The sequence below is a fragment of the Acidovorax sp. HMWF018 genome (genome assembly GCF_003061035.1).
In the GTDB taxonomy this organism is placed as follows: domain Bacteria; phylum Pseudomonadota; class Gammaproteobacteria; order Burkholderiales; family Burkholderiaceae_C; genus Acidovorax; species Acidovorax delafieldii.
The window spans coordinates 1-17,515 of record NZ_QAIM01000462.1 but is presented as its reverse complement, the minus strand read 5'-3'; the positions used below and the strand labels follow the sequence as shown (position 1 = coordinate 17,515).

Annotated in this window: 21 protein-coding genes and 1 pseudogene; 1 reads left to right on the top strand and 21 read right to left on the bottom strand. The window is 67.5% G+C overall.

Going from position 1 to position 17,515, the window contains the following annotated elements; all coding sequences use genetic code 11:
* From DBR23_RS19455 to DBR23_RS19385, 15 genes and pseudogenes are all read right to left on the bottom strand, one after another.
* Positions 1-379: pseudogene (locus tag DBR23_RS19455) on the bottom strand (hydratase); the annotation flags it as partial.
* Positions 380-390: 11 nt separating this feature from the next.
* Positions 391-1,176, bottom strand: a complete 786-nt coding sequence (locus DBR23_RS19450) for a 1,6-dihydroxycyclohexa-2,4-diene-1-carboxylate dehydrogenase (protein WP_108499298.1) — start codon at positions 1,174-1,176, stop codon at positions 391-393.
* A gap of 11 nt (positions 1,177-1,187) precedes the next feature.
* Complete coding sequence (locus DBR23_RS19445; protein ID WP_008328882.1) at positions 1,188-1,379, bottom strand: 2-hydroxymuconate tautomerase; 192 nt, start codon at positions 1,377-1,379, stop codon at positions 1,188-1,190.
* 18 nt (positions 1,380-1,397) lie between these two features.
* Positions 1,398-2,375 (bottom strand): tripartite tricarboxylate transporter substrate binding protein, encoded by a 978-nt coding sequence (locus tag DBR23_RS19440; protein WP_108499297.1) that lies wholly within the window; start codon positions 2,373-2,375, stop codon positions 1,398-1,400.
* Between the two features lie 12 nt (positions 2,376-2,387).
* Positions 2,388-3,428 carry a 4-hydroxy-2-oxovalerate aldolase gene (gene dmpG / locus DBR23_RS19435; RefSeq protein ID WP_060984465.1) on the bottom strand — a complete coding sequence of 347 codons (1,041 nt, stop codon included), beginning with the start codon at positions 3,426-3,428 and terminating at the stop codon, positions 2,388-2,390.
* A 13-nt stretch (positions 3,429-3,441) separates the two neighbouring features.
* Positions 3,442-4,356 carry an acetaldehyde dehydrogenase (acetylating) gene (locus tag DBR23_RS19430; RefSeq protein ID WP_108499296.1) on the bottom strand — a complete coding sequence of 305 codons (915 nt, stop codon included), beginning with the start codon at positions 4,354-4,356 and terminating at the stop codon, positions 3,442-3,444.
* Positions 4,357-4,388: 32 nt separating this feature from the next.
* On the bottom strand, positions 4,389-5,192 hold the full coding sequence (locus DBR23_RS19425) for an SDR family NAD(P)-dependent oxidoreductase (protein WP_108499295.1): 804 nt from the start codon (positions 5,190-5,192) through the stop codon (positions 4,389-4,391).
* Positions 5,189-5,782: an antibiotic biosynthesis monooxygenase gene (locus tag DBR23_RS19420; RefSeq protein WP_060984468.1), complete on the bottom strand. Its 594-nt coding sequence runs from the start codon at positions 5,780-5,782 to the stop codon at positions 5,189-5,191. Before DBR23_RS19420 ends, DBR23_RS19425 begins: the two co-directional genes overlap by 4 nt.
* A gap of 25 nt (positions 5,783-5,807) precedes the next feature.
* Positions 5,808-6,596, bottom strand: coding sequence for a 2-oxo-3-hexenedioate decarboxylase (gene dmpH, locus DBR23_RS19415; RefSeq protein WP_108499294.1), 789 nt, complete (start codon positions 6,594-6,596; stop codon positions 5,808-5,810).
* Between the two features lie 19 nt (positions 6,597-6,615).
* A complete protein-coding gene (gene dmpE / locus DBR23_RS19410) occupies positions 6,616-7,401 on the bottom strand; it encodes a 2-oxopent-4-enoate hydratase (RefSeq protein WP_108499293.1) in 786 nt (261 codons plus the stop codon).
* A 23-nt stretch (positions 7,402-7,424) separates the two neighbouring features.
* Positions 7,425-8,291: an alpha/beta fold hydrolase gene (locus tag DBR23_RS19405; protein WP_108499292.1), complete on the bottom strand. Its 867-nt coding sequence runs from the start codon at positions 8,289-8,291 to the stop codon at positions 7,425-7,427.
* Positions 8,292-8,375: 84 nt separating this feature from the next.
* A complete protein-coding gene (locus DBR23_RS19400) occupies positions 8,376-9,830 on the bottom strand; it encodes a 2-hydroxymuconic semialdehyde dehydrogenase (protein WP_108499291.1) in 1,455 nt (484 codons plus the stop codon).
* Positions 9,831-9,852: 22 nt separating this feature from the next.
* Entirely contained in the window at positions 9,853-10,284 is a 432-nt protein-coding gene (locus tag DBR23_RS19395; RefSeq protein ID WP_066786844.1) for a heme-binding protein, read from the bottom strand.
* Between the two features lie 144 nt (positions 10,285-10,428).
* Positions 10,429-11,373 carry a catechol 2,3-dioxygenase gene (locus DBR23_RS19390; RefSeq protein WP_108499290.1) on the bottom strand — a complete coding sequence of 315 codons (945 nt, stop codon included), beginning with the start codon at positions 11,371-11,373 and terminating at the stop codon, positions 10,429-10,431.
* 21 nt (positions 11,374-11,394) lie between these two features.
* Entirely contained in the window at positions 11,395-11,766 is a 372-nt protein-coding gene (locus DBR23_RS19385) for a 2Fe-2S iron-sulfur cluster binding domain-containing protein (RefSeq protein ID WP_066786851.1), read from the bottom strand.
* Between the two features lie 126 nt (positions 11,767-11,892).
* Between DBR23_RS19385 and DBR23_RS19380 the strand changes: the two genes are divergently transcribed.
* Positions 11,893-12,813, top strand: coding sequence for a LysR substrate-binding domain-containing protein (locus tag DBR23_RS19380; protein WP_066786854.1), 921 nt, complete (start codon positions 11,893-11,895; stop codon positions 12,811-12,813).
* Here the strand turns inward: DBR23_RS19380 and DBR23_RS19375 are convergent.
* Genes DBR23_RS19375 through DBR23_RS19350 form a run of 6 tightly spaced genes read right to left on the bottom strand, consistent with a single transcriptional unit; the run spans position 12,800 to position 17,328 of the window.
* Positions 12,800-13,861: an NADH:ubiquinone reductase (Na(+)-transporting) subunit F gene (locus tag DBR23_RS19375; RefSeq protein ID WP_108499289.1), complete on the bottom strand. Its 1,062-nt coding sequence runs from the start codon at positions 13,859-13,861 to the stop codon at positions 12,800-12,802. The genes DBR23_RS19380 and DBR23_RS19375 overlap by 14 nt on opposite strands.
* Positions 13,862-13,868: 7 nt before the next feature.
* Positions 13,869-14,225 carry a phenol hydroxylase subunit P4 gene (locus DBR23_RS19370; protein ID WP_108499288.1) on the bottom strand — a complete coding sequence of 119 codons (357 nt, stop codon included), beginning with the start codon at positions 14,223-14,225 and terminating at the stop codon, positions 13,869-13,871.
* On the bottom strand, positions 14,222-15,766 hold the full coding sequence (locus tag DBR23_RS19365) for an aromatic/alkene/methane monooxygenase hydroxylase/oxygenase subunit alpha (RefSeq protein ID WP_108499287.1): 1,545 nt from the start codon (positions 15,764-15,766) through the stop codon (positions 14,222-14,224). The genes DBR23_RS19370 and DBR23_RS19365 overlap by 4 nt, the downstream gene beginning before the upstream one ends.
* A gap of 24 nt (positions 15,767-15,790) precedes the next feature.
* Complete coding sequence (locus DBR23_RS19360; RefSeq protein ID WP_008344278.1) at positions 15,791-16,060, bottom strand: MmoB/DmpM family protein; 270 nt, start codon at positions 16,058-16,060, stop codon at positions 15,791-15,793.
* 25 nt (positions 16,061-16,085) lie between these two features.
* Positions 16,086-17,081, bottom strand: a complete 996-nt coding sequence (locus tag DBR23_RS19355; protein WP_108499286.1) for an aromatic/alkene monooxygenase hydroxylase subunit beta — start codon at positions 17,079-17,081, stop codon at positions 16,086-16,088.
* A gap of 46 nt (positions 17,082-17,127) precedes the next feature.
* Positions 17,128-17,328, bottom strand: a complete 201-nt coding sequence (locus DBR23_RS19350) for a phenol hydroxylase subunit (protein ID WP_108499285.1) — start codon at positions 17,326-17,328, stop codon at positions 17,128-17,130.
* Positions 17,329-17,515: the final 187 nt, after the last annotated feature.

Here is a 17,515-nt window from a genome sequence, read left to right as displayed (position 1 = left end):
CGGCGGCCACGGTGTGGCGGTCGGCGGGCGCGTGCCGCGCGTCGAGGGCGGTTTGGAGGCGCAGCCCGATCTCGGGTTCGACCCGCGGCTGCACCAGGCGCTCGTGCACCGCGTCGCCCGAGTTCAGCAGCATCCGGTCGGTCAGCGGCCCGATGTTGGGCCGGGCTATGCCCATCTGGCGGCGCATCACTTCCGACGTGTAACCCAGCTTCCACCCGACAACGCGCTCGCCGGCGGCCAGGCGCAGGCCGAGCAGCGCGCGCTGGATGGCGTAGGCGGTGGCGAGGTCGGGCGAGCCGACGGTGGCGTCGGCGTCCAGCGTGCACCCGGCCTGGCGGGCGGCCCAGATCGCTTCGGCAAGTTGGGCCACCGTCTTCATCCCAGCCGCCCTCAGCCGATGGCACCGCCGCCCACGAACAGCACCTGACCGGTGATGTACGAGGCCTCGGGCGCGCCCAGGAAGCCGATGGCCGCGGCGATCTCTTCTGGTGTGCCCAGGCGGTTCATCGGCGTGTCGCGCAGCGACTGGGTGTAGATGGCTTTCATCCAGCCGGTCTCGGCCTCGCTCAGCGGCTGCGGGTTGCGCGGCACGATGCGCTGGCCGTTGTCGATGGCACCGGGTGAGACGCAGTTGACGCGCACGCCGAATTCGGCGAGTTCCATCGCCATGGCCACCGTCATCGCGTGCACGCCGCCCTTGGCCGCGGCGTTGGGCACGCGGTAGATGCCGCGGGTGGCGATGGAGCCGACGTTGACGATGGCGCCATCGCCCTGGCGCTTCATCAGCGCCGCCATTTCGCGGCAGCACCACAGCGTGGGCCAGAGCGAGCGGTTGATCTCGCGCTGCATCTCGTCGGGCGTGTATTCCCAGAACCGCTTGGCCCAGATGGCGCCGCCCACGTTGTGCACCGACACGTCGATGCGGCCGTGGGCCTGCAGGGCCGCCTGCACCACGGCCTGCGCGGCTTCGTGCTGCTCCAGGTCGGCGGCCACCAGCAGGCCCTCGCCGCCTGCAGCGGTGATCTGGTCGCGCACCGCCTCGCAGGGGCCGGCGGCGCGGTCCACCAGCACCACGCGCGCGCCCTCGGCCGCCATGCGCAGCGCGCAGGCCCGGCCGATGCCCTGCGCGGCGCCGGTCACGACGACCACGCGCCCCTGGTAGCGCTGGGCGGCGATTCCGGTCCTGGTCAGCGGCCGAGGTCTTTGGCGCTGACGCCCGCGATGCCCCAGTTCTCCTTGGGCATTTCGTGGATCCAGACGCGGATGGTTTCCTTCTTCGCGTCGATGGCCTCGTGCAGCGCCTGGGTGACCTTCTCGATCACGGCCTTCTTCTGCTCGGGCGTGCGGCCTTCGAGGATGTAGATCTGTGCGAACGGCATGGTGGTGGTCTCTCGGGGTCAGTTGGCTTTGATGTCCAGCTTGCGGATCAGGGAACCCCAGCGGTTGTTCTCGGCCTTGATGAAGGCGCCGAACTCCTGGGGCGTGGTGACGCGCAGGTTGCCGGAGATGTTGTCGAACGCGGCCTGGGCCTCGGCGGTCTTGGCGCCCTTGGCCCAGGCGTCGTGCAGCTTCTGCACGACGGCGGCCGGGGTGGCGGCGGGGGCGACCAGGCCGAACCAGGTCTCCACCGCGAAGCCGGGGTAACCGGACTCGGCCACGGTCGGCACGTCCGGCAGGGCCTTGGCGCGCGTGGGCGAGGTGACGGCCAGCGCCTTGAGCTTGCCGCTGCGGATGTGCTGCAAGGTGGTGGCCAGCGAGCTTTCCATGCTCATGATCACCGTGCCCGAGAGCAGGTCCGGCACGATCTGGCTGGAGCCCTTGTAGGGGATGTTGGTGAGTTCGATGTCGGCCACCGACTGCAGCAGCTCGGCCGCCAGGTGGTTGCTGGTGCCGATGCCGGACGTGGCGTAGCCGAGCTTGCCCGGGTTGGCCTTGGCGTAGGCGACCAAGCCCTTGAGGTCGGCGAACGGTGCGCTCGGGTGCACGACGATCACGCAGGGCGTGGTGCCCACCAGCGAGATCGGGGCGAAGTCCTTTTCCACCTGGAACGGCAGCTTGTCGTAGAGGTAGGGCGCGATGGCCAGGCTGCTGATGGCCGACAGTCCGATGGTGTAGCCGTCCGGCGCGGCCTTGGCCACCGCGTCGGTGCCGATATTGCCGCCGGCGCCGGCCTTGTTCTCGACCACGAAGGACTGGCCCAGCGCGTCGCCCATGGCCTTGGCGGCGGTGCGGCCCATGATGTCGGTGGGTCCACCCGGCGGGAAGGGCACGATGAGCTTGACGGGACGGGCGGGGTAGGCGTCCTGCGACCAACCAGCGGCGGGTGCCAGGGCCAGGCCGGCCCCCACGGAGGCGATGAAAACTCTGCGTTGCATAGGGTGCGTTCCTCAGGCCGCTTTTTTCTGTTGGCGGGCATCGCGCTCGCGGGCCATGGTCATGGCGGTGTCTTCGATCATGTCTTCTTGGCCACCGACCATCTTCTTGCGGCCCAGTTCGACCAGGATGTCGCGCGCCGACAGGCCGTACTTGACGGCGGCGCGTTTGGCGAACAGCAGGAAGCTGCCGTACACGCCGGCATAGCCCAGCGTGAGCGCGTCGCGGTCGATGCGGATCGGGAAGTCCATGATGGGCGTGACCAGGTCTTCGGCCACGTCCTGGATCTTCCAGACGTCCACACCGGTCTGCACGTCCATGCGGTCGAGCACGGCGACCAGCACTTCCATCGGCGTGTTGCCTGCGCCCGCGCCCAGGCCGGCGGCGGCAGCGTCGATGCGGGTGGCGCCACATTCAATGGCGGCGACCGAGTTGGCCACGCCCATGGCCAGGTTGTGGTGGCCGTGGAAGCCCAGCTCGGTCTCGGGCTTGAGCGCGTCGCGCACGGCCTGCAGGCGGGCCTTCACGTCGGCGGGCAGCATGTAGCCGGCCGAGTCGGTGATGTAGATGCAGTTGGCGCCGTAGCCCTCCATCAGCTTGGCCTGTTTCACCAGGCCTTCGGGGCTGTTCATGTGGGCCATCATCAGGAAGCCCACGGTGTCCATGTCGAGCTTTCGGGCGTAGGTGATGTGCTGTTCGCTCACGTCGGCTTCGGTGCAGTGCGTGGCCACGCGGATGGTGTGCACGCCCAGGCCGTGCGCCATCTTCAGGTGGTCGACGGTGCCGATGCCGGGCAGCAGCAGGGCCGAGACCTTGGCCTGCTTCATCAGCGGGATCACGGTGCCCAGGTACTCCTCGTCGGAGTGGGCCGGGAAGCCGTAGTTGACGCTGGAGCCGCCCAGGCCGTCGCCGTGGGTGACCTCGATCAGCGGCACGCCGGCGGCGTCGAGGCCGCAGGCGATGCTCTTCATCTGGTCGAGCGTCATCAGGTGGCGCTTGGGGTGCATCCCGTCGCGCAGGGTCATGTCGTGCAGGGTGATTTTTTGCTGGCTCATGGGGTGCTCCGGATCAGGCGGCGATGGGTTCGAGCACGAGCTCGCCCTTCAGGATTTCTTCGGCAAACATCTCGGCGGTGCGCGCGGCGGCGGCGGTCATGATGTCCAGGTTGCCGGCGTACTTGGGCAGGTAGTCGCCCAGGCCCTCGACCTCCATGAAGACGGAGACGCGGTTGCCGTCGAAGACGGGGCCGTTGACCAGCTTGTAGCCCGGCACGTACTTCTGCACTTCCTTGATCATGTCGTGCACCGACTTCGTGATCGCGGCCTCGTCGGGCGTGCCTTCGACCAGGCAGTGCACCGTGTCGCGCATGATCAGCGGCGGCTCGGCCGGGTTGATCACGATGATGGCCTTGCCCTTCTTGGCGCCGCCCACCTTCTCGACCGCGCCGGCCGTGGTGCGGGTGAACTCGTCGATGTTCTTGCGCGTGCCGGGACCGACCGATTTGCTGGACACGGTGGCGACGATCTCGCCGTAGCTCACCGGCTGCACGCGGCTGACCGCGTAGACCATGGGGATGGTGGCCTGGCCGCCGCAGGTGACCATGTTCACATTCATCTCGCGCTGGCCGACGTGCTGCTTGAGGTTGACCGGCGGCACGCAGTAGGGGCCGATGGCGGCGGGCGTGAGGTCGATCATCATCGCGCCCTGTTCGTTGACCTTGCGCGAGTTCTCGGCGTGCACGTAGGCGCTGGTGGCGTCGAACACGATCTGCACGCCGTCGGCCTTCATGTGCGGAATCAGGCCGTCCACACCCTCGGCGGTGGTCTTGATGCCCATCTCCTTGGCGCGCTTGAGGCCGTCGGAGTTGGGATCGATGCCCACCATCCACACGGGTTCGAGCACGGGGCTGCGCTGCAGCTTGGCCAGCAGGTCGGTGCCGATGTTGCCGGGCCCGATGAGGGCGCACTTGATTTTTTTGGTCATGGGTTGACTCCTGGGGGAAAAAGAAAAAAGGTTCAGGTGAGCGTGCGCACCACGCCACCGTCCACCCGCAGCGCGGCGCCGGTGGTGGCGCTGGCCTGCGGGCTGCAGATGTAGGCCACCATGGCCGCCACCTCGTCGGGGCGGATGAAGCGGCGCAGCAGCGAGGTGGGCCGCGCTTCCCGGAAGAAGCGGGCCGCGGCTTCGTCGAAGCTCAGGCCCTGCTGTGTGGCGAGCGTGTCGAAGAAAGCGCGTGCGCCTTCGGTCAGCGTGGGGCCGGGCAGCACGCTGTTGACCGTGACGGCGGTGCCGGCACAGCACTCGGCCAGGCCTCGCGCCACGGACAGCTGGGCCGACTTGCTCATGCCGTAGTGCACCATTTCGGCCGGCGGACAGATGCCCGACTCGCTGGAGATGAAGACGATGCGGCCGCGGTTGCGCTCCAGCATGCCCGGCAAGGCGGCGCGTGAAAGTCGCACGCCGCTCATCACGTTGACCTCGAACAGGTGCTGCCAGTCGGCGTCGGCGATCTGCTCGAAGGGCTTGGGCTCGAAGATGCCGAGGTTGTTGACCAGGATGTCCACATCGGCCAGCCGGGTCGCCACCTGCTCGCAGCCGGCGGCGGTGCCCAGGTCGGCGGCGATGCCGGACACCTCGGCCTGCGGGTGCTGTTGGCGCAGGGTCTGCAGTGCGCGCTGCACCGACGCCTCGCCGCGGCCGTTGAGCACCACATGGGCGCCGTCGGCCAGCAGGGCCTGGGCGATGGCCAGGCCGATGCCGGCGGTCGAGCCCGAGACGAAGGCGGTCTGCCCCGCCAGGGGGCGTGGTGCCGGGCTCATGGGCGCCCTCCTGCGGGCGGACGGGCGTGCAGCCAGCCTGCCAGCCAGCGGGTCAGGCGCGGCGCCACCACCCAGGTCATGAGGACCACCACCAGCACGGTGATGACCATGGTGCGCGGCACCAGCGGCCAGTCGGCCAGCAGCGGCGCCACGGTGAGGAACAGCAGCAGCACGGTCGGGAAGATGCCCAGCCAGGTCACGATCGCCACCTTCCAGCGCGGCGGCGGCGCCTTGGTGGTGCTGCCCGCCGGCGCGAACCAGTAGTCCAGCCCGCTGACCCGGCGCATCTCCTGCGCACCTACGGTGTGGGGTGCGACTTGCGCGAGCCAGCGGGCCCGCTCGGGCGAGTCCTGCCAGGCGGCCAGGTGCGCCTCGTTGTCGAAGGCGAAGACCACGTGGTAGAGCAGGGGCTCGTCGCCGCCGCCGGCCTCGCCGGGGCGCACCAGCTGGCCGCCCAGGTGGCCGGGGAAGTGGGTCGCCGCCTCGATCATGCCGGCCATGGCCGCCTCGAAGCCGGCCACGCCTTGGGGTGCGACCCGGCGCGTGACCAGCACGGTCACGGCGCGCGACGGGGTGGCGGGTGCGTTCATGGGTGCAGGCGGCTCAGGGCGGCGCTCAGACGAATCGCATGCCGACCGTGCCCAGGTCCTGGAAGCGCACGTTCACGCTGTCGCCGGCCTGCACCGCAATGGCTTCGGTCACGCCGCCGGTCATGATGAAGCTGCCCGCCGGGATCTCCTGACCGCGCGCGCCCAGGTGGTTGGCCAGGGCGGCGATGGCGGCGGCCGGGTGGCCCATCACGGCGGCGCCGGCGGCCATGGCCACGATCTGGCCGTTCTTCTCCAGCACCACGCCCAGCGTGCGCAGGTCCAGCTCTTCCACCCGGCGGGCACGGCCGCCGATCACGAAGCGCGAGGCCGAGGTGTTGTCGGCGATCACGCTCTTGAGGTCGAACTTGAAGTCGCGGTAGCGGCTGTCGATGATCTCCACGCCGGGGATCACGAAGTCGATCGCGGCCATCACGGCGCCGACATGGCAGCCCGGGCCCTTGAGCGGCGCCTTGGTGACGACGCAGATCTCGGCCTCGACCTTGGGGTGGATGAGTTCGGAGGTCTTGATGTCGCTGCCTTCGGCGCAGGCCATGTAGTCGCTGACGAAGCCGAAGACCGGTGTGTCCACGCCCATCTGCTTCATCTTGGCGTAGGAGGTCAGGCCGCACTTGAGGCCCACAGTCTTGTGGCCGCGTCCTTCCTTGCGCGCGCGGATCAGGTCCTGGATCGCGTAGGCGTCGTCCCAGTCCATGTCCGGATGGTCGTCGGTGATCTTGGTGACGTCGTGCGCCTTCAGCTCGGCGTTTTCCAGGTGCTCGGCCAGTTGGGCGAGGGTGTTCTTGTCGAGTTTCATGTGGTTGTTTCCTTCCCGCTCAGGCGACGAAACGCACAGACGTGCCGCCCAGGCCGCCGACGCTGCAATACAGGCTGTCGCCCGCGACCACCGGCACCAGCGGCGACTGCGAGCCCGAGAGGATGATGTCGCCGGCCTTCAGGCCGATGCCCAGGCGGCCGAGCGTGTTGGCCAGCCAGGCCACCGCGTTGACCGGCGAGCCCTGCACCGATGCGCCGCAGGACGTGCTGATGATTTCGCCGTTCTTCTCCAGCACCATGCCGGCCAGCGCGAGGTCGAGGTCGCGCGGGCTCTTGCGCAGGCCGCCGAGCGTGAGCACGCCGCAGGAGGCGTTGTCGGCCACGGTGTCCTGGATCTTGATCTTCCAGTCCTTGATGCGCGAGTCGACGATCTCGAAGCACGGCATCACGCAGTCGGTGGCGCGCAGCACGTCGGCCGCGGTGACGCCGGGGCCTTCGAGGTCGCGCGCCAGGATGAAGGCGACCTCGGCCTCGGCCTTGGGCGCGATCATGGTTCCCACCGGGATGGGCTGGCCTTCGTTGTAGACCATGCCCGAGAGCAGGTGGCCGAAGTCGGGCTGGTTGACCTTGAGCATGTCCATCACGACCTTGCTGGTCACGCCGATTTTCTTGCCCACTACGCGCTCGCCCGCGTCCAGGCGGCGTTGGATCATGCGCAGCTGGATCTGGTAGGCGTCCTCGATGGTGATGTCCGCTTCGCGGTCGGTCAGCGGAGCGACGGGTTGGCGGTCGAGCAGCGACTGGTAGAGCTCGTCGCCGTACTGCTGGATCTTGGAGTTGTCCATGGTGTTCTGTGTGGGAAAAGAGGTCAGGCGGACGCGGCGCTCTGCGCGTCGGCTTCGGCGAGGAAGTTCGACACCAGCTGGACGAAGCGCGCGGCGTGTTCGATCTGTGTCCAGTGGCCGCAGTGGCCGAACACGTGCAGCTGGCTGTTGGGAATCCACTGGCTCAGCGTCAGCGAGGTCTGCAGCGGAATCACCTGGTCCTCGCGGCCGTGCACGATGAGCGTCTCGTGCGGCAGCGCGCGAATCGCGGCCTCGGGGCTGGCCATGGCGTCGACCCAGCGCTGGCGCGGGGCGGGGAACATGGCCGAAAACGATTCCTGGAAGCCGGGGCGGACGCTGGCCTGGTAGCGCAGTTCGGCCAGCTCGTCGGTGATCAGGCCCCGGTTGTGTGCGAACACGTCCATGATGCGCTTCATGTTGTCCAGCGAAGCCTCGTAGCCCCAGACCGCGTCCAGGCCCGGCGTGATCGGGAAGGGCACGCCGACCGAGCCCATGAGCACCAGACGGCGCACGCGCTGCGGCGCGCGGATCGCCAGCGCCAGCGAGAGCGCACCGCCAAAGCTGTTGCCGACCACGTCGGCTTTCTCGACGCCCATCGCGTCCATGACATCCAGCGCCTGCTGGACCCAGGTGTCCATGTTGTAGGTGATGCCCGCCGGGCGGTCGGTGTAGCCGAAACCGACCATGTCGGGCGCGATCACGCGGCGGTCCTTTGCGATGACGGGCATCGCGAGGCGCCAGTTGGCCCAGGCACTCACGCCGGGGCCGGAGCCGTGGATGAACAGCACCGGAGGCTGTCCCGGCTTGGAGCTGCCGAGGTCGTGCACGTTGGTGTTGAAGCTGCCTGTGCGAACGCTCAGCGCAATTTCAGGGTTGTGTGGGGCATTCATGTGTCTTGTCCTTGAGGTCTTTGCGTTGAAGGGGCGGCGAGTGGGCCGTTCGTCCAGGGCCGCGCAGCGGCGCAGGGGGGGAGATCACAGCTTCACCATCACGTTGCGGAGCTCGGTATAGAACTCCAGGGAGTGCACGCCGCCTTCGCGGCCGATGCCCGAGGCCTTGCTGCCGCCGAAGGCGGTGCGCAGGTCGCGCAGGAACCAGCTGTTGATCCAGCACAGGCCGACTTCGATGGCCGCGGCCATGCGGTGGGCCTTTCCCAGATCCTGCGTCCACACGGTGGTGGCCAGGCCGTAGTCGGTGGCGTTGGCCAGGGCAATCGCTTCCTCTTCGGTGTCGAAGGGCGCGATGTGGCAGCAGGGGCCGAAGATTTCTTCGCGGATCACGCTGGCGCTTTCGGGCAGGCCGGTCCAGATGGTCGGTTGGACGAAGTGGCCGTTGGCGTACTCGCCCGTCATGGCCGGTTCGCCGCCGCCGGTGATCACGGTCGCACCCTCGGCTTTGGCTTTGGCGTAGTAGCCCATGACCTTCTGCTTGTGCTCCGCCGAGATCAGCGGGCCGATGCCCACGCCCGGCATGTCGGGGCCGCCGATCTTCAGGCCTTCGGCCTTGGCTTTCAGTGCCGCGACGAACTTGTCGAAGATCGGGCGCTGCACGTACACGCGCTCGGTGCCCAGGCAGACCTGGCCGCAGTTCTCGAAGGCGCTGCGGGTGATGCCGGCGATGGCCTTGTCGAAGTCGGCGTCGGCGAACACGATGCCGGCGTTCTTGCCGCCGAGTTCGAACGACACCGGGCGCACACCCTTGGCGGCGGCGGCCATGATGGCTTCACCCGTGCGGGTCTCGCCGGTGAAGGTGATGCCGTTGACACCCGGGTGCTTGGTGATGAATTCGCCGGCCGAGCCGGGGCCGAAGCCGTGCAGCACCTGGTACACGCCCTTGGGCACGCCGACCGCGTTCATCACCTCGCCCAGCAGGGTCGCGGTGGCGGGGGTTTCCTCCGAGGGTTTGACGATGACGGTGTTGCCGCAGGCCAGGGCCGGGCCGACCTTCCAGGTCATCAGCAGCAGCGGCAGGTTCCAGGGGCAGATCACGCCGACCACGCCCAGGGGCGTGCGCAGACCGTAGCTGATGGCCGTGCCGCCGTCGGGCGTGGTCATCTGGAAGCTCTCGGTCGGAACGTTCTTGACGATGTCCGCGAAGATCTTGAAGTTGGCCGCGCCGCGCGGGATGTCGATGTGCGAGGCCAGCGAACGCGGCTTGCCGGTGTCGGCCAGTTCGGCCGCCAGGAAGTCGTCGAAGCGGCGGTTGATCTCGTCGGCCACCGCGTGCAGCAGCTCGGCGCGCTTGACCACGCTCATCGTGCCCCACTCGCCCTTGAGCGCGGCACGGCCCGCGGCCACGGCGGCGTCGACCTCGGCCTGGCCGGCCTCGTGCACCTTGCCGACCACTTCATTGGTGGCCGGGTTGCGGTTGTCGAAGGTCTTGGCGGTGGCGACGAATTCGCCGTTGATGAAGTTCAGGAACTGTTTCATGGTGCGTGAGTGAGATGAAAAATCAGTCGAGGCCCAGGGCTTTCAGGCCGGCGCGGGCGCAGGCCTCGTCCTGCTCGGCCGAGCCGCCGGAAACACCTATACCGCCAATGCGCTGGCCGTCGGTCACGACCGGCAGGCCGCCGCCGAACAGCACCAGGCGCTGGCGCTGGTTCAGGCCAATGCGCAGCAGCTCGTCGTCACCGATGACGCCGCCCCATTGCGAGGTGGGAAAGCCGAAGCTCGCGGCGGTGTAGGCCTTGTCGATCGCGATGTCGATCGAATGCAGGAAGGCATTGGGCATGCGCAGAAAAGCGGCCAGCGTGCCCGAGGCATCGGTCACGGCCACATTGATGCGAATGCCCAATGCCTCCGCGTGCGCCACCGCCGCCTGGCAGGCCATCGAAGCCGCCGACGCGGTGATGACGGAAGAGGGAACAGAGAGAGCGGATGTCATAAGAAGAAGCGGCGAGAGAAAGGTGACTCCGGTTCGAGGGGCACCGAGGAACCGGCTCCGCCGGGCCTCAGGTGCCGTCCCCCCTCCGAGCGCCGAAGGCGCGCCAGAGAGGGGGGAAGCCGCGTCAGCGGCGCAGGGGGTAGATCACGTGTACACCTCGGTGAAAGACGGCACCAGATTGCCCGTGTGATAGAAAATCCCGCTGCCTATCTGGTCTTCGGTCCAGGTTGTCACCGGCCGGTCGCGCTGGGCCAGGTAGCCCAGGCCGGCGAAGGTCTCATTGCGGTTGCCGCTGGGATCGAAGAAGTAGATGGTTTCGCCGCGCGTGATGCCGTGGCGGGTGGGGGCCACGTCGATGCGCGTCTTGGTCTTGGCCATCACGTCGGCGGACTTGAGCACGTCGTGCCACGAGTCCAGGAAGAAGGCGATGTGGTGCAGGCCGCTGCGCGGGCCGCCCACGAAGGCGATGTCGTGCGGCGTGGTGGTGCGGGCCATCCAGGTGGCCGCCTGCATGTTGCCTTCGGGTCCGACCAGCACCTGCTCGGTCAGGAAGAAGTCCAGTGCCTCGGTCATGAAGCGGGTGTTGTCGGCCACGGTGTTGATGCCGGCCTCGGGATTCATCTCGCACATCAGCAGGCAGTGGTCCAGCCAGTGAGCGCCTGCGCCCTTGAGGCCGTCGGGCCAAGGGTCGGGGTTGGTGCTGCCCACGTCGGTGCCGACAAACTCCTTGCTGGCATAGAGGCGCATTTCGTGCCCGCTGGGCAGCTTGAACTGCAGCATGCGGCCGGTCGAGGGCAGGGTGCCTTCGTCGAGCATGGTGGTCTTCACGCCCCAGGCCTCGATCTTCTGCTGAAGCGCTTCAAGGTCGGCTTCCTTTTCGACCTTGTAGGCCAGGTGGTTCATGCCGGCCTGGTCCGATGGGGTCAGGATGACCGAGTACTTGTCCCACTCGTCCCAGCACTTGAGGTAGACGTTGCCCGCCTTGTCCTTCATGGTGGTCTTCATGCCCAGCACGTTCTCGTAGTGCCGGACGGCCGCGTCGATGTCCATCACTTTCAGGCTGGCGTGCCCGATGCGCATCACACCCATGTTTTGTCTCCTTGTGGTTGGTTACTGCTGCTGAATTGAAGGGCCGGCAGTCGCAGACTCTGCGCGCCCCTTGGAAAACGGTTTTCTCAACTTGCCGGCCACTTCGACGTTCACCGGCGTCTGGGGCGCCACGCGGCAGGCCAGCGTGTAGCCATTGTTCTCTTCGTCGAGCGTCACGTGTGCACGGCTGATCGGCCCCAGGGCCTTGATCTGTCCCTCGACGATGCGGACCTTGCAGACCCCGCAGCCGCCGTTGACGCAACCCACCGGGATGCCCTTGCGGCCGAGCCGGACCATGCCCGTCAGCAGGCTTTCGTTGCCGGCACAGAGATAGGTCTCGTCCGTCTGGGCGACGTGCACGGCGAACTTGGGGCGGGAATCAAACAGGGACATGTCTCAGTTCTTCTTCAACGCAGCAGCTTCAGCTGCCAAAGATAGGGCGGAGCGGTCATACCGTCCAATACCGAATTTTTGCGACCCTATACTGGTGAGGTATTGCGAACCGAACCAGGAGGCCCCATGGATCTCAAAGACATGCGCCAGTTTCTGGCGGTCGCCGAAGAGCGCAACTTCACCCGCGCGGCCGAGCGCCTGCACATGGCGCAGCCGCCGCTGTCGCGCCAGATCAAGGCGCTGGAAGACGAGATGGGTGCGCCGCTGTTCCTGCGCACGCCGGCCGGTGTGGAGCTGACCGAGGCGGGCCAGGCGCTGCTGGACGAGGTGCCCAACCTGCTGCACCTGGCGCAGCGCGCGGCCGAGCGCACGCGGCGCGCGGCGCAGGGGCTGACCGGACAGCTCGACGTGGGCATCTACGGCTCGGGCGTGCTGGACGTCATTCCCCGTGTGCTCGCGAAGTTCCACGCGCAGCGGCCCGAGGTGCGCATCGCGCTGCACAACCTCACCAAGTCCGAGCAGCTGCAGGCGCTGCGCGAACGGCGCATCAGCGTGGGCTTCAACCGACTGGTCCCGCCCGAGCCGGACCTGGTGGTCGAGTCGGTGCTGCGCGAGCCGCTGCTGGTGGCGATGCACGAAGCGCACCCGCTGGCGCAGCGCAGGCAGGTCGGGATGGCCGACCTCGACGGGCTGCCCATGATCCTCTACCCCAACGAGGCCATCCACGGGCTGGCGCAGGAAGTGGCCGAGGCCTTCCGTCAGGAAGGCGTGCGGCTGGCGGTCGAGCAGGACGTCGAGGACGTGGTGACGGCCGTGGCCCTGGTGGCCAGTGGCTTCGGGCTGACCATCGCCACCCGGTCGGCCGCCAGCCTGCGCCTGCCGGGCGTGGTGTTCGTGCCCTTGCGCAGCCGCCACCTCAAGGACCTGGAGTTGAGCTGCCTCTACCGGCGCGGCGATCCGTCGCCGGTGCTGGCCATGTTCCTGGAGGTGGTGCGTGCGCATGGGAAGAGCGAAACGAAGGGCGGCAACGGCCTCAGACCTGCCTGAACAGCGGGCTGCGGGCAGCCTGCGCGTCGGCCGCCGAGAGGAACTTCTCGGTGTAGATGTCGCGCTCGAACAGGCGGCCCTGCATCAGGGTGGAGATGCAGGCCTCGATCATGGGCGGCGGCCCGCACAGGTAGGCCTTCTGGCCCGCAAAGCTGCCGCCGAAATGCGCCTTGGCCGCTTCGTGCACGAAGCCGCGGAAGCCGTCCCAGTCCGAGCCCTCGGGCTCGTGCGAGAGCGCCGGCACGTACGTGAAGTTGGCGTGCTGTTCGGCGAGCGCGCGGAACTCGGCGTCGTAGTACAGCTCCTCGTGCGAACGCTGTCCGTAGACCAGGGTGATGGGCAGCGTGCAGCCGCGCGAGAGCAGGTCCACGATCATCGAGCGCGGGCTTGACAGCCCCGAGCCGCCGGCCATGAACAGCATCGGCTGGCGCGCCGACTCGCGCACGAAGAAACGGCCGTAGGGGCCGGCCACGCGCAGGCGGTCGCCGGCCTTGAGCTGCTCGTGCAGCCAGGTGGTGCCGGCGCCGCCGGGCAGCTTGCGCACGTTGAGCTCGATGCCCTTCGTGGCGGCCACGTCGGCGGGGTGATTGGCGATCGAGAAGGCGCGGCTGCCCACACCCGGGATCTCCACCTGCACGTACTGCCCCGCCTGGAAGTCGATGGCCTTGTCCAGCTGCAGGTGGATCGCTTTGATGGTGGGCGTGAGGTCCTCGACGCGGCTGACCGTGGCCGCGAAATCGCGCACCGGGATCACGCGCGCATCGGGTTCCTCGTCGATGTCGGCCTCGATGGTGGTGTCGGCCTGCAGCGTGGCGCAGCAGGCCAGGGTCTTGCCGTCGTCGCGCTCGAAGTCCATCAGCGCGAACGGGTTGGCCGCGCCGTGGTCCACCTCGCCATCGCAGACCTGCACCTTGCAGGTGCCGCAGAGGCCGTGGCCGCAGGCGTGCGGCAGGTAGAGACCCTGCCGCAGCACCGCGTCCAGCACCGTCTGGCCTTCTTCGACCTCGATGGTCGCGCCCAGCGGCTCGATCGTCAGTTGGTAGCTCATGGCCGGATCAGCTGAACGAACCTTTGATCCCTGTGAGCCCAGGGGTTCTGAAGCGGATCGCGTCCTTGTGCACCAGGCCGTTCTCGGCCAGCGACTTGGCCGGGTCGGGCGTCCAGGGCTGGCCGTTCTTCTTCCACTCGACCTGGGCCCAGTCGATCTTGGCGAAGTCCGGGTGGTAGCCGTAGATGCCGGGCAGCACCGCGGCCGACAGCGCGCCGAACGGGGTGTCCGGCGGCAGCGGCAGGCAGACGGGGGCGCAGAACATCAGGTGGTCTTCCCAGCCGATGTAGAGCAGCGGGGCGGGGAAGTTCTCGCGCACATCCCTGGGCGTGAACTCGTAGGGGGCGATGGCGACGACGCTCATTTCGTGTCTCCTTTCCACATCGCAAAGTTCTTCTGGTCTTCCGAACCTTCGAAGTCGAAGTTATCGCGGCCGACTTCCATCTCGTAGTACTTGAGCACGGCCATCAGCGGGTCGAAGCCCTCGGCGGTCGGGTCGGTGCCTTCGGGGAAGCAGTGGCCCTGGTAGATCTGGTGCACCGGCAGCCAGCTCTGCACGTACTTCTCGGGCTCGTGGTCGAAGATGCTCTTGCAGTGGTCGCTGCAGAAGTGGTACTTGTAGGCCTTGTAGTCGCTGTCGCGGTAGCAGATCTTGCTGGGGTCACCCTCTTCGGTGAACAGCATCGGGATCTGGCAGGTGGTGCACAGCATCGGCAGCGTCATGTTGTAGAAGCGCTTGCCTTCGGCGGCCTGGTCGCGCCAGAACTCCCAGCGCGGGCGGTAGTACTTGTCGAAGGTCTCGGGGTACTTCTCGCTCAGCCAGGCCAGTTCGTCTTCCTTGGGCACCCAGGTGTGGAACGGGGCGGCGCCGTTGTAGTTGTAGAAGGTGGCCCAGGCCTGGTGGCTGATGTGGTCCTTGCCTTCGCAGGCCTGCTTCCAGCCGGCCGGCTCGCGGATGCCGTAGCGCGCCAGGTCCTTGAACAGGGCGCCGCCGTTTTCTTCGGCGTACATCTCCCAGGCTTCCTTCCAGCTCATCACGCGCTTGGGCAGCATGTAGTCCTGCATCATCGCGACCAGGGTCAGCAGGCGGTAGCCGCGCCAGAACCACTTGTCGATCCAGCGCTGCACGATGGGCACGTTGTCCGGGTCCTGCTCCAGCAGGAACTTGATGCACTCGATGCCCAGCGTCATGTGGCGGCTCTCGTCGCTCTGCGCGCTGAAGCCGAAGGTCACGGTGGACATGTCGCCGTTGTGCGCCGCGCCGCTCATGAAGGGCACGAACAGCAGGTTGGTCAGCACGTACTCGAAGCTGAAGCTGACGGCTGTGAGGAACTCGAACGGACCACCGGTGCAGGCGTCTTCGAAGAAGGACTTCGGCACCGACAGGTACCACACGCGGTCGTACCAGTGGTTCGAGTGGTGAATGCCGTTGAAGTACTTGTTGTAGTGGCTGATCGCGTGCGTCTCGGTCTGGTAGTGGCGCAGCTCGTCGATGGACTGCATCTGCGCCGCGACGCGGGCGCCTTCGCCGGTGAACTGGCGGCCCACATGGGCGAAGCCGCGGTGCGCGTAGTACTCCAGCGGCGTCACGCCCTGGATGAACAGCTTGAGCGCGTTGACGTAGCGCGCGTCGGTCACGCCGAGCTGGCCGTTGTTCTGCGCGAAGGCCTCGATGACGGCGTAGAGCTTCTTCTCCTTCTCGCCCTGGTACTTCCAGTACGCGTCCATCGTCAGGCGGAACGGGTCCTGCCACTTGTCCCAGTCGTGGATCTTGATGCCCTCGTACTTGTCGTACGGGAACACCTTGTCCATCGGCTGGTAGCTGGTCTCCCAGCCCAGGCCGCGGGTCATGGCGGCGTAGCGTTCTTTCAGGCCGAGCTTCTTGCTGGCAACACGGGTGTCCATGCGTTGTCTCCTTCTGCGTTGTGTTCAGTGCTTCCAGCTCAGCGTGAGCTGGTCGTCGTCCTCGTCGATGTAGCCCGAGAGGGTGACGAGGTTGACGTGGATGGCTTGCAGGTCGTAGGGCCGCCCGGTGAGGCCCTCGATGGTTTCGCGGCGGATGGTCAGGCTGCCGGGCGCGTTGATCTTGACCAGGCCGGTCGGGTGGGTCAGCACCGCGTTCGGGTTGTCGGCCACGATGGCGTCGATCACCGGACGGGACTCTTCGTTGTGTTGGAAGGCGATGAATACGTCGGACATGTTGTGGTCTCCTGTTCAGGCCTGGTCAGGCGGTGACGCCGGTCTTGGCCAGGCGCGCCTGCAGCTGCACGCGGGCGTCGCTCAACACGGTTTCTCCGGTCTCGCCCAGGGCCAGGCGGGCGATGGGCGAGAGGGCGGCCTGGGCGCGGTCCATCCAGTGGCCGGCCCAGCCGCGCAGCAGGGCTTTGTTGGCGTCCGATTCGGCGCCCGCGGCCTTGATGACGGCGTCGATCCAGCGCGCGGTTTCGTCGTGCCACTCGGGCATGAAGCTGGTCAGCATTGCGACCGCGGTGCCGCCCTGCAGGGCGACGTGGTCGTCCACGAAGCCACCGTAGATCAGCGGGTACAGCAGGCCGTCGAGCGCGAAGTTCTGCGCCACGAACAGCTCGAACGGGTCGCTGACCACGAAGCTGTCCTCGACCAGCCGGCGCAGGCCCTGCCACTCGGGGGCGTCCAGCCAGGCCTGCTTGCCGTCTTCCAGCGACTGCGGCTCGCCCAGCACCAGGCCCAGGCGGGTCAGGTACTGCGCCACACCCAGGTTGTCCATCGCGTGGAACATGGCCGGCGCGGTGAAGGCGGTGCCGTAGCCGTAGGCGCAGATGGACGCGTTGTTCATGTTGGCACCCCAGGCCGCGTGGCGCAGCGGCATCAGCACGCTCAGGGCCTTCTCGCGCACGGCGTCGGGCATCATGCCGACCATGCCGCGCTGCTCGACGAACTGGAAGTTGGCCTCCATCGCGTCCTGCTGCTTGGCGCGGGCCATGGTCCAGGTGGCGTAATAGAACTGGCGCGGGTCCTTGAGCACGTACCAGTCGGCCAGCACGATCTTGCTGCGGCTGGCGTCGAAGAGTTCGTGGCCCGGGTCCCAGGTCGGCCGGTAGTGGAAGTTGACCATCGGCTGGGCGCCGAAAGTGGCCTCCTGGTAGCGGCTGGCGGTTTTGTCGCCGCCGATGTATTTCGCCACGTGGGCGTAGGTCTGGCGCAGCGGCGTGATCTCCCGCGCCTGCAGGTCGATGTTCATCGGTGCTTGTCTCCGTTGGAATGGTTGTTGAACGGCTCTCGGGAACTCAGGTGTCCAGACGCTGCACCCGGTTGTTGGCGCAGAAGGCCTCGAAGGCCGAGGCCGGCAGCATCAGCTCCACCGCCAGCTCCGGCCAGCCGATCGAGAACTCGAAGGCGACCAGGCCGTCGGCACGGCGTTCGATCACCCGCACGAAGCGCAGCGAGGTGTCGACGGCGGGCAGGGAGGTGTCGGTGGTCTGGGGCATGGTGCTTGGGGCGGTCGGTGCGTTGTCGGACGCGTCCCCTTTCGCAGGTGGCGTGCCAGTCTGCCGGGGTTGGGTCGAAAATCTCGATATTTCAGGGAAATCCCTGAGAAAAATGTCGGTGTGCAGCGCAGCATCTGGATCGCCAGACACCCTTCGATAGTCTGTTTCTTGGACTGTTGCGGCGCAG

Bases quoted from the DNA above. Each gene is read 5' to 3' on its own strand.
- DBR23_RS19445 (WP_008328882.1), bottom strand. From the start codon at position 1,379: ATGCCGTTCGCACAGATCTACATCCTCGAAGGCCGCACGCCCGAGCAG.
- DBR23_RS19440 (WP_108499297.1), bottom strand. From the start codon at position 2,375: ATGCAACGCAGAGTTTTCATCGCCTCCGTGGGGGCCGGCCTGGCCCTG.
- dmpG (WP_060984465.1), bottom strand. From the start codon at position 3,428: ATGAGCCAGCAAAAAATCACCCTGCACGACATGACCCTGCGCGACGGG.
- DBR23_RS19430 (WP_108499296.1), bottom strand. From the start codon at position 4,356: ATGACCAAAAAAATCAAGTGCGCCCTCATCGGGCCCGGCAACATCGGC.
- DBR23_RS19425 (WP_108499295.1), bottom strand. From the start codon at position 5,192: ATGAGCCCGGCACCACGCCCCCTGGCGGGGCAGACCGCCTTCGTCTCG.
- DBR23_RS19420 (WP_060984468.1), bottom strand. From the start codon at position 5,782: ATGAACGCACCCGCCACCCCGTCGCGCGCCGTGACCGTGCTGGTCACG.
- dmpH (WP_108499294.1), bottom strand. From the start codon at position 6,596: ATGAAACTCGACAAGAACACCCTCGCCCAACTGGCCGAGCACCTGGAA.
- dmpE (WP_108499293.1), bottom strand. From the start codon at position 7,401: ATGGACAACTCCAAGATCCAGCAGTACGGCGACGAGCTCTACCAGTCG.
- DBR23_RS19405 (WP_108499292.1), bottom strand. From the start codon at position 8,291: ATGAATGCCCCACACAACCCTGAAATTGCGCTGAGCGTTCGCACAGGC.
- DBR23_RS19400 (WP_108499291.1), bottom strand. From the start codon at position 9,830: ATGAAACAGTTCCTGAACTTCATCAACGGCGAATTCGTCGCCACCGCC.
- DBR23_RS19395 (WP_066786844.1), bottom strand. From the start codon at position 10,284: ATGACATCCGCTCTCTCTGTTCCCTCTTCCGTCATCACCGCGTCGGCG.
- DBR23_RS19390 (WP_108499290.1), bottom strand. From the start codon at position 11,373: ATGGGTGTGATGCGCATCGGGCACGCCAGCCTGAAAGTGATGGACATC.
- DBR23_RS19385 (WP_066786851.1), bottom strand. From the start codon at position 11,766: ATGTCCCTGTTTGATTCCCGCCCCAAGTTCGCCGTGCACGTCGCCCAG.
- DBR23_RS19380 (WP_066786854.1), top strand. From the start codon at position 11,893: ATGGATCTCAAAGACATGCGCCAGTTTCTGGCGGTCGCCGAAGAGCGC.
- DBR23_RS19375 (WP_108499289.1), bottom strand. From the start codon at position 13,861: ATGAGCTACCAACTGACGATCGAGCCGCTGGGCGCGACCATCGAGGTC.
- DBR23_RS19370 (WP_108499288.1), bottom strand. From the start codon at position 14,225: ATGAGCGTCGTCGCCATCGCCCCCTACGAGTTCACGCCCAGGGATGTG.
- DBR23_RS19365 (WP_108499287.1), bottom strand. From the start codon at position 15,766: ATGGACACCCGTGTTGCCAGCAAGAAGCTCGGCCTGAAAGAACGCTAC.
- DBR23_RS19360 (WP_008344278.1), bottom strand. From the start codon at position 16,060: ATGTCCGACGTATTCATCGCCTTCCAACACAACGAAGAGTCCCGTCCG.
- DBR23_RS19355 (WP_108499286.1), bottom strand. From the start codon at position 17,081: ATGAACATCGACCTGCAGGCGCGGGAGATCACGCCGCTGCGCCAGACC.
- DBR23_RS19350 (WP_108499285.1), bottom strand. From the start codon at position 17,328: ATGCCCCAGACCACCGACACCTCCCTGCCCGCCGTCGACACCTCGCTG.